21 protein-coding genes and 1 tRNA gene are annotated in these 15,816 nt (G+C 43.7%); all 22 read right to left on the bottom strand.

Features of this window, described 5'->3' with window-relative positions; translation table 11 throughout:
- Positions 1–17: 17 nt before the first annotated feature.
- Positions 18–1,322, bottom strand: coding sequence for a phenylacetate--CoA ligase family protein (locus MBUR_RS01055; protein WP_011498379.1), 1,305 nt, complete (start codon positions 1,320–1,322; stop codon positions 18–20).
- 50 nt (positions 1,323–1,372) lie between these two features.
- The gene (locus tag MBUR_RS01050; RefSeq protein WP_011498378.1) at positions 1,373–2,338 is read right to left on the bottom strand and encodes a DHH family phosphoesterase; all 966 of its coding nucleotides are present in this window, start codon (positions 2,336–2,338) and stop codon (positions 1,373–1,375) included.
- Positions 2,339–2,399: 61 nt separating this feature from the next.
- Positions 2,400–2,753, bottom strand: a complete 354-nt coding sequence (locus MBUR_RS01045) for a prefoldin subunit beta (protein ID WP_011498377.1) — start codon at positions 2,751–2,753, stop codon at positions 2,400–2,402.
- Between the two features lie 84 nt (positions 2,754–2,837).
- Positions 2,838–3,092 (bottom strand): KEOPS complex subunit Pcc1, encoded by a 255-nt coding sequence (locus MBUR_RS01040; protein ID WP_011498376.1) that lies wholly within the window; start codon positions 3,090–3,092, stop codon positions 2,838–2,840.
- Positions 3,089–3,556, bottom strand: a complete 468-nt coding sequence (locus tag MBUR_RS01035; protein WP_011498375.1) for an rRNA maturation protein — start codon at positions 3,554–3,556, stop codon at positions 3,089–3,091. Before MBUR_RS01035 ends, MBUR_RS01040 begins: the two co-directional genes overlap by 4 nt.
- A gap of 6 nt (positions 3,557–3,562) precedes the next feature.
- The gene (locus MBUR_RS13255; RefSeq protein ID WP_011498374.1) at positions 3,563–3,703 is read right to left on the bottom strand and encodes a DNA-directed RNA polymerase subunit P; all 141 of its coding nucleotides are present in this window, start codon (positions 3,701–3,703) and stop codon (positions 3,563–3,565) included.
- Positions 3,704–3,708: 5 nt separating this feature from the next.
- On the bottom strand, positions 3,709–3,996 hold the full coding sequence (locus MBUR_RS01030) for a 50S ribosomal protein L37ae (protein ID WP_011498373.1): 288 nt from the start codon (positions 3,994–3,996) through the stop codon (positions 3,709–3,711).
- Positions 3,997–4,089: 93 nt separating this feature from the next.
- Positions 4,090–4,878: an exosome complex protein Rrp42 gene (gene rrp42, locus MBUR_RS01025; protein WP_048063121.1), complete on the bottom strand. Its 789-nt coding sequence runs from the start codon at positions 4,876–4,878 to the stop codon at positions 4,090–4,092.
- Complete coding sequence (gene rrp41, locus MBUR_RS01020) at positions 4,862–5,893, bottom strand: exosome complex exonuclease Rrp41 (protein ID WP_011498371.1); 1,032 nt, start codon at positions 5,891–5,893, stop codon at positions 4,862–4,864. The genes rrp42 and rrp41 overlap by 17 nt, the downstream gene beginning before the upstream one ends.
- Before the next feature lie 50 nt (positions 5,894–5,943).
- Positions 5,944–6,735 (bottom strand): exosome complex RNA-binding protein Rrp4, encoded by a 792-nt coding sequence (gene rrp4, locus MBUR_RS01015; RefSeq protein ID WP_011498370.1) that lies wholly within the window; start codon positions 6,733–6,735, stop codon positions 5,944–5,946.
- Between the two features lie 11 nt (positions 6,736–6,746).
- The gene (locus MBUR_RS01010) at positions 6,747–7,439 is read right to left on the bottom strand and encodes a ribosome assembly factor SBDS (RefSeq protein ID WP_011498369.1); all 693 of its coding nucleotides are present in this window, start codon (positions 7,437–7,439) and stop codon (positions 6,747–6,749) included.
- A gap of 43 nt (positions 7,440–7,482) precedes the next feature.
- Positions 7,483–8,274, bottom strand: coding sequence for an archaeal proteasome endopeptidase complex subunit alpha (gene psmA / locus MBUR_RS01005; protein ID WP_011498368.1), 792 nt, complete (start codon positions 8,272–8,274; stop codon positions 7,483–7,485).
- A gap of 111 nt (positions 8,275–8,385) precedes the next feature.
- Positions 8,386–8,754 carry an Rpp14/Pop5 family protein gene (locus tag MBUR_RS01000; RefSeq protein ID WP_011498367.1) on the bottom strand — a complete coding sequence of 123 codons (369 nt, stop codon included), beginning with the start codon at positions 8,752–8,754 and terminating at the stop codon, positions 8,386–8,388.
- The gene (rnp3, locus tag MBUR_RS00995) at positions 8,751–9,476 is read right to left on the bottom strand and encodes a ribonuclease P protein component 3 (RefSeq protein ID WP_011498366.1); all 726 of its coding nucleotides are present in this window, start codon (positions 9,474–9,476) and stop codon (positions 8,751–8,753) included. The genes MBUR_RS01000 and rnp3 overlap by 4 nt, the downstream gene beginning before the upstream one ends.
- Entirely contained in the window at positions 9,469–9,906 is a 438-nt protein-coding gene (locus tag MBUR_RS00990) for an RNA-binding protein (RefSeq protein WP_232221922.1), read from the bottom strand. Before MBUR_RS00990 ends, rnp3 begins: the two co-directional genes overlap by 8 nt.
- Before the next feature lie 14 nt (positions 9,907–9,920).
- Positions 9,921–10,514 (bottom strand): 50S ribosomal protein L15e, encoded by a 594-nt coding sequence (locus MBUR_RS00985; RefSeq protein ID WP_011498364.1) that lies wholly within the window; start codon positions 10,512–10,514, stop codon positions 9,921–9,923.
- A gap of 531 nt (positions 10,515–11,045) precedes the next feature.
- Positions 11,046–11,241, bottom strand: a tRNA-Trp gene (locus tag MBUR_RS13670).
- Positions 11,242–11,358: 117 nt separating this feature from the next.
- On the bottom strand, positions 11,359–12,402 hold the full coding sequence (gene cobT / locus MBUR_RS00980; protein ID WP_011498363.1) for a nicotinate mononucleotide-dependent phosphoribosyltransferase CobT: 1,044 nt from the start codon (positions 12,400–12,402) through the stop codon (positions 11,359–11,361).
- 22 nt (positions 12,403–12,424) lie between these two features.
- Positions 12,425–13,861, bottom strand: coding sequence for a proline--tRNA ligase (gene proS / locus MBUR_RS00975; RefSeq protein ID WP_011498362.1), 1,437 nt, complete (start codon positions 13,859–13,861; stop codon positions 12,425–12,427).
- Positions 13,862–13,918: 57 nt separating this feature from the next.
- Positions 13,919–14,584, bottom strand: coding sequence for a ZPR1 zinc finger domain-containing protein (locus MBUR_RS00970; RefSeq protein WP_011498361.1), 666 nt, complete (start codon positions 14,582–14,584; stop codon positions 13,919–13,921).
- Entirely contained in the window at positions 14,581–14,961 is a 381-nt protein-coding gene (gene sepF, locus MBUR_RS00965) for a cell division protein SepF (RefSeq protein ID WP_011498360.1), read from the bottom strand. The genes MBUR_RS00970 and sepF overlap by 4 nt, the downstream gene beginning before the upstream one ends.
- A gap of 175 nt (positions 14,962–15,136) precedes the next feature.
- On the bottom strand, positions 15,137–15,619 hold the full coding sequence (locus tag MBUR_RS00960) for an RNA-binding protein (protein ID WP_048063120.1): 483 nt from the start codon (positions 15,617–15,619) through the stop codon (positions 15,137–15,139).
- Positions 15,620–15,816: the final 197 nt, after the last annotated feature.

Below are 15,816 nucleotides of genomic sequence, written 5' to 3'. Positions count from 1 at the left end.
ATGATGTCTTCTAAAGATTATAACTTTCTGTTGTCGATCACTTTCTTTGCCTTACCCATCGAACGTGGCAATGAACCATGCTCCACAAGTTCCACCTTGACAGCAATGTTCAGCACACCTTTTAGAGCAGCTGCCACCTTTTTCTCCAGATTTATGATGTCATTGACCTTGTCGCTGAATGCAAGATCGGTCATCTCGATCTGTACTTTCATGATATCAAGTTCATTTACCCTGTCCACGATGATCATGAAGTGTTCACCAACCTCAGGGATCTTCATAAGTACAGACTCTACCTGACTAGGGAACACATTGATACCACGAACAATAAGCATATCATCTGCACGACCAAGAACACGCATGATACGTGGATGTGTCCTTCCACATTCACATTCATCCCAGTTCAGTACAGTTATGTCCCCTATCCTGTACCTGATAAGTGGCAATGCTTCCTTTACAAGTGTGGTTATCACAAGTTCACCGCGCTCTCCGTCAGCAACAGGTTCACCAGTTTCAGGGTCTATGACCTCTACAAGGAACTGGTCTGCCCAGACGTGAATGCCATTCTGTTCACGGCACTCCGTGAAGAGAGGGCCGCTAAGTTCGGAGGTGCCAAAGATATCATAAGCTTTGATGCCTGACGACTCCTCTATCCTCTTGCGCATCTCCTCAGACCAGGGTTCAGCACCAAAAACACCTATTCGCAGGTTCGTATCTTCCTGGAAGCTTATTCCTGCTTCCTTTGCAGCCTCGATCATGAAAAGAAAATATGAAGGAGTGCAACCGATAACAGATGTTCCAAGATCCTGCATCAGTTCGATCTGCCTGTCAGTATTACCTGAGCTTGTCGGCAGTACAGTACAACCCGTCTCTTCAGCACCATAGTGCATACCAAGACCACCTGTAAAAAGCCCATAGCCATAACCGATTTGCATGATATCATTGCGACCGATACCAATTGAAGTCAGAGCACGAGCAAGGGAAGTAGTCCATGATTTTATGTCGTTATCAGTATAGCCAACAACTGTTGGTTTACCAGTAGTACCGGATGATACATGAAAACGTACAAGTTTATTATTGGGAACACAGAACATACCTGTGGGATACGTATCCCTCAGGTCTTTTTTGTACGTGAAAGGAAGCTTTGTGACATCATCGAGACCCTTAATGTCCTCTGGCCTTATCCCTGCATCATCAAATTGCTTTCTATAAAAGGGAGAATGCTCATAAACATATATTATGAGGTTGCATAACTTCCCCCCCTGTATATTCTTCAGCTCTTCAACAGGCATTCTCTCGATCTGTGGATTCCAATATTCTATCATATGTATCACGCTATTGTTGACCAATAATGATGGTGGTTTGTTACAATCAATCATAAGCTCAACGGGTTTTTCTTAGTTCTTAAAATTTCTTTTACCAACTCAACGCATTCAAAGAGAATGGTATCCATATCAGCCACAACATCAATTCCTGCTGCGCCTGCATGACCACCACCGGTCCCCTCATAGTGACTGCTGATCTCTTCCATGATCTTGCCAAGATTTACGCCTGCATTTACGGCATCACGTTTGGCACGACCACTTACCCTTATGTTATCGGAGCGTGCAGTACCTACAAAGGCAACGTCTCCACCGATATTGATAAGCATTGAAGAAGCAGAGCCACCAAAAGAACTTACGTTCGAAGTGACTACCAGCCAATCACCGACACGTTCAACATCTGCCCTTGATGCTGTTTTAAGCATTGCGATCCTCATAGAAACATCCTGAGGAGTTGATGCCATAAGATCAAGAACTTCTGCATACTCGACACCACTTGAATCGATTATCTCAGAAAATGTTTTGAACGTTCTGCTTGTAGCATGCTTGAAATGTCCTGTATCTGTCACGATCCCGGTCATGAGTCCGAGAGCCATGCGATGCATTATAGGTGCACCCATGCATATCAGAACATCATAAACGATCTCCGCTACTGATGTGGCATTACGGTGAAGATAAAAGGATGCGTTCTCTGTAAGCGCAGTAGTTGCATGATGATCTACTACGCAATAGTTGGTAAGTTTAATATCATTGAGCTGTGCGCTGGTAGATGTGTCTACGACCACTACCAGATCATAATCTTTCGGATCAGGATTATTTATTACAGCTATCTCCAGCTTATCAACAAGTAATGTCGCAACTCTGTTGCACCCATCCACAAGCCCTACTTTACCTCCGACAGCCTCAGACAATGCAAACGCACTGCTTATAGCATCCGGATCGGCATTTCGATGGCAAAGGTATAGGATATTGTGATAATCAAGGAGACGGTTGTAGAATCCAGCTTCGTCAACCTGCATTTCTACCTCTCATCCACTCAGAAAGAATTGTCTGAAAAGGATAAAGGAGGGATTACAAGGATCACTGTCCCTGAGTACCCATTGCCTGCTTAAGTTGTTCCTGAAGCTGGGTAAAACGCTTTGAGATGCGCTCTTCCTGGCGTGTGATAGACTGAAGCCGAAGTGAAAGTGTCTCAAGCCTCTCTTTCAGCTTTGCAACGGTATCATCCTTGTTCGACTGGATCTGAAGGTCACCTACAGCCCTGTAAACAATAGCATCATCAGAAAGCTTTTCAAGCTCTTCAAGTGCCATTTCAGACTCTTTCTTCATTGACTCCATCTGATTCTTCTGCATAGCAAGAGCTTGTGCCTGCTGTTGAACCTGCTGCAACTGTGCGAGCTGGTTCTGCACTTGTGGGGGTATTTCTGAACTCATATTGGTTTCACCTGACCAGTCAATAAACCTGAAATGATTTTAATGTTTCTATCCAGAATATATCAAAATGAAAAGCAGGGTATCTCATACACCGTATCTGGCATTCTTACCAACAGCACATACGTCATGTGCGATCTGTACCATACGAAGCCAGGTGTTGAGAGTGGAACGCATAGATATGATGTCATCAGCAGTGATATTCATCACAAGGGAATGATTATTGACCTTTATATCCACAATAGAACGCCCAGAGACCATAGTTCCAAGTTCCGGCAGGATGCAACGGTATATAGCTTCTGCGTCCTCCGTTATAAAAACAGATTCCGAAGCTATTTTCATTCCGACATCACCATTTTGCGATAATTTTTGATATTCAGCCTGAAAAGCATATTATCAAGATAAACGAATTCAAGATGATCATCGCTGGCAATCAGACATTTCGAATCATAATAACATTCCCCTTCAGGAATATCCAAATAATAGGAAAGCAGATTGAATAACTCACCATCGCCATTTATTGAAGGCTCCAGCGCTTTAAGAGGGGTATATTTGTAGCCGTCCGGATAAAAAACGCTCAGGTGGATCGATAACAATTCAACGCCATGGCTATCATAGAACATAATGCTCCCGGGACTTCCGTGATAATCACCTACGACCATCAACAGACCATTTTCACACAGAGAGACAATGTCTATCAGACCCATTTTACCACGGGTCATGTATTTACAATTAAAAAAAGATGCCAAATACTTGCACATAGTGCGAGTATTGGCTGAAGGTTTACGGGAAGAAGTAATCAGCATGACTTCTTACTCGACCTTAACCTTTTTGATCGATGATTGCGGCCTTTCTTTTACAAGTATGCGGTGTCCGCAGTACGGACAGCGAATACCGGTATATCCATAGTCGATTTCGACTGGCCGCTTGCATCGGGTGCACTTATAGTCCATATTGATTACTCAACCTGTTCAGTGGCTTTCTTAACAGTCCTCAACACAGTCTTACCGACTGTTGTAGCTGGGATGTAAGTACCACCTGCAAAAGTATATCCACATTTTTTACATTTCCAGATGCCAGTCCCAACTCTCTTTACAGTTAGGCGTGCACAGCTTGCACATTTGTGTGCTGCATGCATCTTCTCTTCAAGATCAGCAACCAACTTTCGGTCTCTTCTACCATAGCGTGTACCAAATCTTCCTGCGGACCTAGATACACGTCCTTTCTTAGTATATTTCTTTGCCATTATAAATATCTCCTTGAAGCAGATTCCTATTTATGATCGAGCTTATAATGATCGAATATAATCGTTATGAGCCTTCATTGAATCAGATACGATTCAGATGTTGAGGAGGTATTCCTCTCTGATTTTCGCTCCGACCTCACGTGATTTTTCAACGGATCTCAGGAAGTTTTCTTCTGAGAGCGTACCTGGACCACTTTTCTGCATAGCACAGATCGAACCATCCTGATTGGTCACTATAGTGAGTCTCAGATCACTAACTGATTCCTCATTATTGGTTGCATCAATGACAAGTTCCCCTCCAATATCAATAAAGGAGAGAGAGACGGGCATTTCTCGGATAGGCAGTTTTACATCCTCTCCGCGACCTTCGCGTTCTCCCGGAATAGTTGCTGTCATAAGTGCTGCAATAGCACCGAGTGAAGCAGCATCCAGTAAATTACCACTGTCGTTAAGCACATGAACATCTATGAAGACTATCCAGACCTCTTCTCCTTCCGTAATACACAGCTTGTTTAAATCAATTGCGCCTGATTCACGGATACCACGGTCTACCACACGTGCCATTTCAATAGCTTTCTCTCGAGGTGGACCAGCTTCGAAGTTTGGTGAGGCGATAGGATTAAGCTCCATACTCGTGATAATGACGCCCTTGTCAGCGGAATCCGCGAAAGGAGAACCCACCTGAAGTTTAACACCAACCAATACCTGAGTATCACCCAGCAAGACCTTTGCAGACCCTTCTGCTTTATCGATAACATTGGTCTCAATTATCAGATCACGTGTTTCATCGAACCCACGGCCATCCTCACGCTGACCCTTGAGAGCCAGATTAAACAAATAATCTTTTTTAAGTCTTGATATAGCTTCACTCATTTTTCTCACCCTCATCCTCATCGGACTCATTGCCCTCTGTTTCTGAAGAGCTGTTATCCTCGGACTCAGCGTTTTCAGTTATCTCGAACTCAGATACATCTTCACCGAACAGGTCCTCAGCTTCATCAGAAGCATCCTCTTCCCCGTCATCCGTGAAAGCTTCTTCTTCATCCGGAAGTTCAAGTTCTTCATTTTCTTCGCCTTCGAGCTCTTCATCCTCAGCGTCAGAAACTGCTTCGACATCTTCTACAATTCCGGATTTTTCGACCTCTGCTTGAAGCTCAGCTTCCTCGAGAATCTCCATTTCGTCAGTAGTACCAAACTTTGATAAAAGAGCTTCCTTCTGAATGGCAAATATCTGCTCACAGCCCTTTCGGACCATCTCGACACCCTTCGCGATCTCATCTGCAGTAAGATTACCATCCATCTGAAGTAAAGTTATCTCGCCATCCTCGGTCATTGCAATAGGCAGGTCAGCATCACCATAATTGTCTTCAGGTTTATTAAGATCGATTACAAGCTGACCATCCACCTTTCCAACAGCACATGCAGCAACTAATCCTTTCATAGGAATGCCTGCATCAACAAGTGCAAGTGTAGCAGCATTGATAGCCGCTGTCCTTGTGCCTGCATCTGCCTGAAGGACCTCTGCAAATACATCAATTACAGCACCAGGATAGAACTGTTTCATAACAACGGTTTCGAATGCCTCTCCGCTTACCTTTGATATCTCAGTACTTCTCCTGCTTGGACCAGGACGGATACGGTCCTCCACAGAGAAAGCTGCCATATTATACCTATACCTTACAAGTGCTTCACTTGGACGCTGAAGCCTGCGTGGGTGAAGTTCCCTTGGACCATATACAGCTGCAAGGACCTTATTATTGCCCCATTCAAGATAACAAGAGCCATCTGCTCTTGAGAGTACGCCCATTTCCACGGTCATCGGGCGGATCTCATCCACACGCCTGCCGTCAAGACGAAGTCCATTCTCGTCAATAAATTTTACCGGTTTATCACTCATATTTAATCTCCAATTTCATCTCATTCTCCCATCTGCAAACACAAAAGGTCTTAATTAGTCTCATCGGTATCATTGTCCAGCAAGACATCGACCTTACGGCTGGTCTCTTCGGTAACGTCATCATCTTCAAGGGACACACCAGCAACTTCTTCATCTACTAGCTGTTCTTCATCGGAACCCTCGGTCCCTTCCGGTTCACCCCTCAAAAACATGCCGACCTTATCCGTTAAACCGGACATATGAGATTCACTTTCTATCATTTCGATCGCTGTCGTAAGACGGTCCATATCTTTATCCTTACCATTTATCCAGATACGGCCGTTCTTTCCTACGAACACATCACAATTCGACTCTTTCTTAAGAATTGATACCATTGACCCACCATGTCCGATGACACGTGGTACCTTTGAAGGCACAACTTCAATGATACGACCTTTACTTAATGCTCTTGAGCCCTGCTCACGCATTGAAAGCTCTACTTTCATAGCCTTGCTAACATCCTTCACACGAACAATGACACAATCCCCGACATCCATGAACTTCCTCATTTCAGAAGAATCGACACGTTTAGGAAATTCGGATACATGAAGAAGACCATCATACGGAGAACCGGTTTCCATTATCCAGTTGGAAGGAGTGACATCAATGACATTCACAATAATGAAATCCTTACGTGAGGGAATATATTTTCCTGAAAAAGGTACTACTGAAACCCTTCCCTTGAAATTTGCAATTCCATAAAGTAAAGAATAGATATTTCCATTTTTAACATAAGTACCTGGCCCGGCCATTTCTTTCTTCTCAGAAAGTAATTGCCCGGGGATTACGATTTTACGATCCATCAATTTACCTCTTACAAAAGTTTTGTTTCCGCATCACCTTTTGTCAGATGGTTCACAAGCCCATAAAAATCATTCTGCATCCCTGCAGGGATCTTGACCACAGCAACCCATGAACCATCATTCTCCCAGTTATCCCTGAGCATGGTTCCGAACTTTGCAATATCCCCATAGGATTTTCCTGCATATTCAGAAGGGATTTTGACAGCGATCTCAACTTCTTCAAAACGAATAGGAATGATCGGCCTTATCGCCTTCATGACAATATTGACCTGTTCATCCACACCCTTCAGAGGATCGATATGGACCTTTGCCTCTTCCATTGCCTTCTCGATCCTTCCAGGAGGGTGAGGTGCCCTCGTTTGAGGATTTATCGCATTTCGTGCAATGGTGGAAATGACCTGTCTGGTCTTTTCCTCAAGAATATGTTTCCTCTGTTCCTTAGTAAGCTGAATTTCGCCGTGTTTGATAATATACGCTGCAATTTCAAAAACATCATCGGTCTGGAATGCATTGGTAAGATCGGATTCTGCCGCATGGTCTCCCCTGCCCGAATCCTCGAAGATGGACTCCACTGCAAGAATATCCTCAATTTTAACATTGCCTCCTTTCTTGAATTCCAGAGCCCCATCAGGATCCACAAGCACTTCATAATGTTTGCTGCCTTTCTTTAGCCTTGCAACCAATGATTCATCAAGAGATACCATACTATACACCCTCCTATATTACCTAATAATGCTCAAAAACACATTACTCGTCCTGCTGTTTTTCCTCATCATCTGCTTCTTCAACAGTTTCATCAACATCCTCTTCCTTATGTTTGGCAAGAATGGTTTCGACGTATGACTCGACCTCATCGACAGGACATTTCCTGAACTGGCGGTCCTCAAGAGTGACCATACCCACTTCAAGCGTTGCAGGATCGATCTTTACATCAGATGCCCTGTAAAGCGCTTCCATACCAAGCATTACTGCTTCTTCCATGGTCATGTCATCGCGATGCATTTCCTCGAAAGTTTCCATGAAAACGTTTCTGCCTGCGCCAATAGCTGTTGCCTTATACTCAAGGAGTGCACCGCTAGGGTCACTTTCGAACAGCCTTGGGAGGTTGTCATCGACGCCTGCTATCAAAAGTGCAGTACCATAAGGACGGACACCACCATATTGTGTGTATGTCTGCTTGTGGTCACAGATCTTCTTTGACAGGACCTTAACACCGATAGGCTCATCGTATGTAGCCATGTTGATCTGAGCTTCCACTCTGGCCCTGTCCACGAGAGCACGTGCATCAGCAACAAGACCTGATGTTGCGACTCCAATATGCTCATCGATCTGGAATATCTTTTCGATAGATTCCGCTTCTATCAACCTACTTGTGATCCTCTTGTCAACAATGAGGACAACACCATCCTTTGCTTTAATTCCAGCAGCGGTAGTGCCTCTTTTAACGGCTTCCCTTGCATACTCGACCTGAAAAAGCCTTCCATCGGGACTAAAAACGGTAATTGCTCTATCATAACCCATTTGTGGTGCCATTTGCATGCTCTCTTATCTCCTACTAATTATTTTGTGATGCTAAAAAACGTATGAATAGAGTTTCTGTACATTCACCTAGTTCACTTAAGGTAATTCCAAATTATAATATATATCTGTTTATGTCTTTTCTTCAGGACTATATACAGTACACCCTTCTAAATACTTTGTTGTTGCTCCGTGCACTGTCCCGGATATACCCAGGACGTGAATTATCACTGGTTTGCCATTCACCGATGTAACCGAAGCAAGAACAGCACGGGTCATATCCATACGATCCCGAAGACAACGTACAATACCTTTTGAATCCTCAAAGTCAAGTAGCCTTACCCCACATTCACTCAAACCGTTATCGCCAACAAGCGAGCTAGCACATAAGAAGATCTCACGAAGGAGATCACTTCGGTCAACAATGTTGCCACCTATGAGTTCAAATGCAAAATATCTGCGATCATGGCGTAAGGTCGGAGGAAGGACTTTCAGCTTCATTCATCCCCCAGAACAGAAGGAGACGGTTCAAATATTTCCACCCCTTCGCAAACATAGTTCTTATCATGTCGTTTCTTTTGAACGATCTTCAAAGGTGTTTCCGATAATGCCATGATGGCCTCATCCTTCTCCATTCCAAAAAGAGCTGCAAGTGCAATGATCTCACGAGGTGCACGCAGACCAAAGATGGATAAAGCATTACTAGTAAGCAACATTGGAACATCATACTTCCTTGAAAGTGCCAGATAATCCCTGAAATGAGATAGACTGTGCACACGTCTTCCGCCGCGGGACATGATCAGCGAATCAATATCAAATGCAATCGCGACATTATTTTCACTTGCAGACTTTGCAAGCACATGATTTAAGCCACTGCCCTTTGGAGTGAACGGATGTATAAGGATATCAACGTTAGAGTTCTCCACTGCCGCACGATTAATGCCCTCATCGCCACCATGTACAGCCAGAACATCCACTTTATTGCGATATTTACCAACAAGACCATGAAGTTTAGAGGGATTCGAAGCCACAAGCTCGACCGTGCGGAAAATATCAAAACCTTCGGTCCCATCCGATTTTAGCGGCCCTTCTGCAGTAGAATGATTGCTCAGACCGATCCCGGCAAAACCAAGATGTTTTGCCATTGAGATTAGTTCTTCTGCCGTATTTTTACCATCCGGCACATAGTGGATACTTAGATCATAGAAAGAGCGTTCAGCCAAATAATTCCTCCACGATCCTGCCGGCTTCCAGCCGATCCTTTGGATACGTTTCGATCTTAACTTTCACGATTATCGCATCCGATGATGAAGATAATTTTATCCGCCCATTGAATGCTGCCTGTTTGTCGAACCTTAGATGGAACATCTGGTCATCATCAAGACGATCAGGCATTTCTTCACGAAGCAGCTCTACATCCTCAGGCGTCATTTTCGGCCTGACGAATGCAGCAAAGGCCTTTGTATCAGGCTTGCGCTTGATAGCTGAACTGAACATGGTAATAGGATTACCATGGTATCCTTCGACAACCAGGGACTCAACGTACTTGTCAGTATCAGTACACTTGCCTTTGTCAAAAGAATTCAATAAAAAGAGATCCAGAGCAGATCTTACTCTGGACTCATCCTCAGTAGCATGTGCGCTTACACGCACAGAGATATAGTGGATCACTTTTTGCTTCTGTTAAGATTTGATCTTACGCTTGGCCTGGTCTTCTCAGTACCGGTTCCGCGCGTCTGCATGCCTCGGCCCTTGCGACCTGCACTGGTCTTACCACGGAATACCCTACCACTGTGAGCCTTGCCACAGATCCAGTTGAGATTCTTATCAGATTTAATGACAGGGTGGCTTGGGTCAACGAGAATTACCTCGTACCATTTCTGCTTACCATCTTCGCCTACCCAGTAAGAGTTAAGGACTTCCATGTTAGGGTACTTCCTTGCAGCACGCTCTTCAGAGATCCTCTGAATGCTCTTACCGACAGTGATCTTATTCTTACCGGTGTGCTGAGTACGCCTTCCACGAATGTAACGGGACTTTCTCATGCTACCCCTTCGTACTTTTACACGAGCAACAACGATACCCTGCTTGGCCTTGTAACCAAGTGATCGTGCACGGTCGATACGTGTTGGGCGTTCTACTCTTGTAACAGAGCCTTCCTTTCTCCATACCTGAAGCCTTTCCCATCTAAGGTCACGGACGTAAGTCTCATCAGGGTTCTTCCATGCATCTCTTATATATCCATAAAATGATTTTGACAATTTATTCACCTTGTTTCATGTTAGTTTCACGGTTCAGCTGAAGTTTTCAGCCACATTCCCACGGGATAGTATCCCGACAATGAAACATCGATTAGTACATACACTATGGCATTTAAACCTTTTTATCTGACAGGACTGAAAGAATAATATTGTTGATCAGTAGAAAAAAAAGAAGACAATGCAGATTATCCAATCGCATTGAAAACATGCCACCACAGTTACATCAGAACCAAGGGCTAACGATTTATCAAAATGAACTATGCTCACCATTGCCTCCGCTGAGACTGGTGCAATTGAGACACTGGCAAAGAGTAACAATAGAAATAATCTGTAAAAATAACCCGACGATATATAATTCAAAATCACATTTTAAAGAGGTTAATATCCATTGATGTATATGAGAATCGTGTATTTACTTTAATTGAATGCAATTCCAGAAAATATTGCCAGTGCACCTCAAACTGAAGAGATACCCAAAGCTAAATTTATCTATAAAATGAAGAAATCCTCTAAGAAGCTAAAAGTAAAATGTGGGGCTGGAGAGATTCGAACTCTCGATCGACGGGTCTCTCCGAACAACTGCCTTACGACAGTCAATTCTTAAGAACACACATCAGTGCTCCAACGGCTCTTCACCGACCCACTCCGTCGAGCAGATCTCAGTAGACCCGTTGTTCATCATTTATCCGCTGGAGCCCGTCGCCATTCCAGGCTAGGCCACAGCCCCGCAACCTTGCGATTACATCCCAAAGATATATCTTATCACTGATATAGGTATCGGTTTAAAAAATAAGAATTGAACAAGAATGTAACAGCCATACATCATTCAGCCCATGAAACATTATTATGCATTGATAAGATCAGCAAGTTCAAGGCAGATCTTTTCGATCTCCTCGCGGATAGTATCGACAGAAACTCCGAGAAGGCCTGCAAGATAAAGTGCTCCTCCGGCACCCACACCTTCCTTCACATAGCCAAGTTCATACTGCCTCAATCCCTTGTGGGAAGAATTACCAAAACGAGGATCAATTGCAAACATATCAGCTTCAAGTGCTTCGATGATTTCATTGAAATTTGCAGTCTCATCATTAGCTACATAACTTGTAGTCACAATGGACACATTACTAAGATCAGTACCCATATGCTTCATGAAAGCATACACTGCGGCCATCTGAGTCCCACCTGCAAGTATAACACGCTTACCTTTAAGCCCTGAAACAAGACCAGCTACAGCTGGCATCATCGGATCACCAAGACAGGCGATAGCGCGTATTGGATCACCCCTAAGACCACCGGAAATAATACCTGACGCATCCATTGCTTCTTTCACGACCCTCCTCTTAAGCTCCACAGGATTCTCAGAAGAGCTACTGCTCACATTACTATCATAACCAAGAGCATCAAGAACACCCATGGCAGTGGTCGTGCCAGCAGGAGTACTTTCCCCTATTACAAACATATCATGATCATCACGAACCCTCTCACCAACAGAAAGTGCAGCCTTGATGATACCTTCGACATCATGCACAGCCACATCATTCCTGATATCTTCCCCATACCTTGCACCCAGATCCTCAAAAGGAACTTTCGGAGGAATCTTCAGACCAGAGTTCACAAACAAATGAGGGACACCTGAAAGCTGTAATGATGCACGTGTAATAAGTCCAGGGGTGGGTGTATTATATGGAGGTGTCATCGGGATCACAGGAGCACTGATGATACTACCAGTCTCTACAAGCTCCGCATCGCCTGTTGGGGTGTAATCCGTAAGCTTAGCAGTCATTCCTGCTGCAGATAACTTCTCGATATATGCAGTTTCCGTATTTCCCAAAACACAGATGAATAACGGCTTTTCCGGTCTTTTATCATTAGCTATCAGAGACACCATATCAAATCACCATCATCCAGCATCAATAAGTCCTTGCCACGTAAACCCTTGTACGAGTTTCCTTGCTACAGATAGGACACTTGTAAGTACCATCCTCATCCATATCAGTAGGAATTCCAAGTATGCCTGCACCGACCTGTTCATCCAGATCGAGCCCACACTTTTCCTCACCACACCATGGAACAAGAGCAATTCCATCCTGTACCTTTTCCTTAACATCATCCACAGTAGAACAATCGAAGATACGCTCGTTCAGCTCAGAAGTCGCCTTTTCCAAAAGGGATGTCTGAATAATTTTGAACCTTGAGAGAACCTCATCCTTGATAGAAGCCAGAGGCACCTGTTCCTTCTCACCAGTATCACGTCTGGCGAGCATTGCAGCCTCGTTCTTCAGGTCCCTCGGACCTATCTCTATCCTCAAAGGAACGCCCTTCATCTCCCACTTATAATACTTGGAACCCGGACGTTTATCGCTATCATCGATAGTGACCCGAACACCTGCAGCCTCAAGCTCAGCCTTCACATCATTACATGCATTGAGCACAGCTTCCGGTTCTTTGAAAATGATAGGTATGATAACAACCTGTGTCGGAGCGACCTCAGGAGGAAGTACCAGACCCTTATCATCACCATGGGTCGAAAGTAGAGTGGCAATGCACCTTTCAGAAACGCCATAACAGGTCTGATGAGCATAGACCTGTTCACCATCAACATCCTCATACTTGATATCAAAGGTCTTTGCGAAATTATCACCCAAATGATGTGCAGTACCCACCTGAAGCGTTTTTCCATCAGGCATCAATGAATCTACTGCAATGGTATAATCAGCACCAGGGAACTTGTCCCAGCTAGGACGCTTTGAAGGAAGCACAGGAATAGCAAGCCTTTTGTAGAACTCGATATAGAGTCTTATAGCCTCCTCCACCTGAGATGCAGCCTCATCCCAGGTTGCATGAACCGTATGAGCTTCCTTAAAAGAAGTGATCTCCCGGAGACGGATAAGCGGTCTGGTGTGCTTTGTCTCATACCTGAACGTATTGACGATCTGGTAAAGCTTCAATGGAAGGTCCGCATGTGAACGCACCCAAAGACGATACATAGGATAAATCGCGGTCTCACTGGTTGGACGAAGCGCAAGTTTCACATCAAGAGGAGTAGTACCACCATTGAGTACCCAATAAACCTCTTCTTCAAACCCTTTGATATGCTCTGCCTCTTTCATGAACTCATTTTCAGGTATCAAAAGAGGGAATAGTGTTTCCTGATGATCTTTATCAAGCAATCCACGAATGATATCATAAACATTCCTACGAATAGAAAAACCGAAAGGATACCAAACATATGAACCTTTCACAGGATAACGTACATCCATGATCTCTGCGATCTGGAGCATACCGTTATACCATTCACTGAAATTCTCTTTTGAAGGAAGCGTTGCCTCTTTTTCTTGTTCAGCCATAATGTCACCAATAAGATCGAAACGATTATATTCGAATTTTTGAGCTAAATACAGGCATCATTTATAGCTATTTCCAATCGGCTGTATCTTATCAGAAGAATCGACTTCCATCTGAGAGGTATCAACATCAAAGACAACCATACCGCTATGAAGATCGCCCGCTTCCTCGGCCGAGAGCTTTCTGGATACAACTTTCTCAGAGATTATAGCACTGTTACCAAGAGGATCTTCTATAATGACAGTCAGAGGAAAATCCCCAGCTATAGCTTTTTCAATCTGATCCTGTAGTTCCAGTCCACGTGCATAAGCATCGTCATCATCTTTAACCCAGCCAGTAGCGGTCACGACAACCGACTGTACCCTTTGAAGAATGCCCTCAATATTAGTAACATATGAATCCGAAACAGAACCGGGCTCAACATCGATTCCGAGTTCAGGGATCCTTATGGTGCCTGAGGTCGAACGTATGACCCTTGCATTGAGATCCTCAAGTCCTTCCACCTTGAGCTCAAAACGCATAGGCTCTTTCTGAGCAAGTATCATTGTATCCGTGAACCTGAAACCACAGTTACAACAGGAAGTGGAAATGTACATAACTTCCCCGAAATAGGGAATTTCATCCCCCTGCCACTTAATGATAAGATCTTCCTGGCAGAGAGGACAGGAAGTTCTGGTCTCAAATGATCTCGGGGACTCTGCCCCGGAACTATCCTCTGCGCTCAATACCTTCCACCAACTATCTTGGATCTGTCTATCCTGACACCTGTCGGAGTGACAAGTACCTGATCATCCTTAATACCTGCAATGTCCCCATGAACATCGACAACAACATCTTTCAGATCCTTAAGTGCCCTGTCAAGCATGAGTTTATCAGCCTTGATATTAGAGATATCGATCATAAGGATATTGCCATTATAGATCTCTTTCTTCAAGTCAGGAAGTTCGTTAAGGTTCGTAAGTTCTGCCACCCTGATATAGGTCTCTGCAGGTTCATCTGCCATTTCCTGTTCAAATTTACCAAGGTCGAGCTCAGTATATTCATCAGCATCTGTCGCACCCTTTACTCCACTTCCAAATATTTTATCCATGAAATTTGCCATAGTCAGCACCTTTGTCCTAAGATTCGATTGAATGGATTTAGAATATATCTTTAATAATTCTTTTAATATTTAAGCCATTAGCTATTTTGATTTTCTGGCTTCGCATCAATGTTAATAGGATTTAATATGGATGTTCATCATATTTTAATGATAGCTTCCAATTTATCCTGAAATGTCATGCCTCAAGGTTCCAAAGTTCATCCCCGACATAATGTATAGACTTAATAGCCTTACCTGACCTGCCCACCATCTCAGTCGCCGGCACAAGAGCACGTCCGATAGCAAGAGGCTTACCATGTGTTTCTTCAACGATGATAACAAGGTCGCCCTCATTCAGCCCATCATCAACTTTAACGATTCCCGGACACATTATATCAGCACCATTCACAACAAACTTCACAGCACCCGCATCAACCGTAACGACATTGCAATCAAGTCCTAATTCCAGCACACCCCTTACAGTAGGGAAAGATACCTCACCCATCTGGAAGAAAAGCACCTTGCCATCAACGATGATTATCTTAAAATCATCAGCCATAGCACTTTCAAGCTTGTATTCTGAAATACGATCAATAACATCCCCGAAAGTAGATCGAAGACTTTTAAACAATTTGTTCTTTGCAGATTTCCTTAGTTGAACCCTGGACTTTACTTTCAACTTATCACCTTTGATAATAAAACATGATTTTAACCATGCATTATAGCCCCGTATTGTTTTAAACATTTCGAACAGGAAATTGCAAAAAAGAATGGAGCAACATTCGAAAATAAACAGAAAGATAACAATACCCCTTGCCAAACATTAGAATTGTTTTGGAGATCCTAATAAAAAGTAGAACCGGTGGTGTAAAAAAA

The organism is Methanococcoides burtonii DSM 6242, assembly GCF_000013725.1.
GTDB classification, from domain to species: domain Archaea; phylum Halobacteriota; class Methanosarcinia; order Methanosarcinales; family Methanosarcinaceae; genus Methanococcoides; species Methanococcoides burtonii.
The sequence above is the reverse complement of the archived record's forward strand: the minus strand, read 5'-3'. Positions and strand labels throughout refer to the sequence as shown.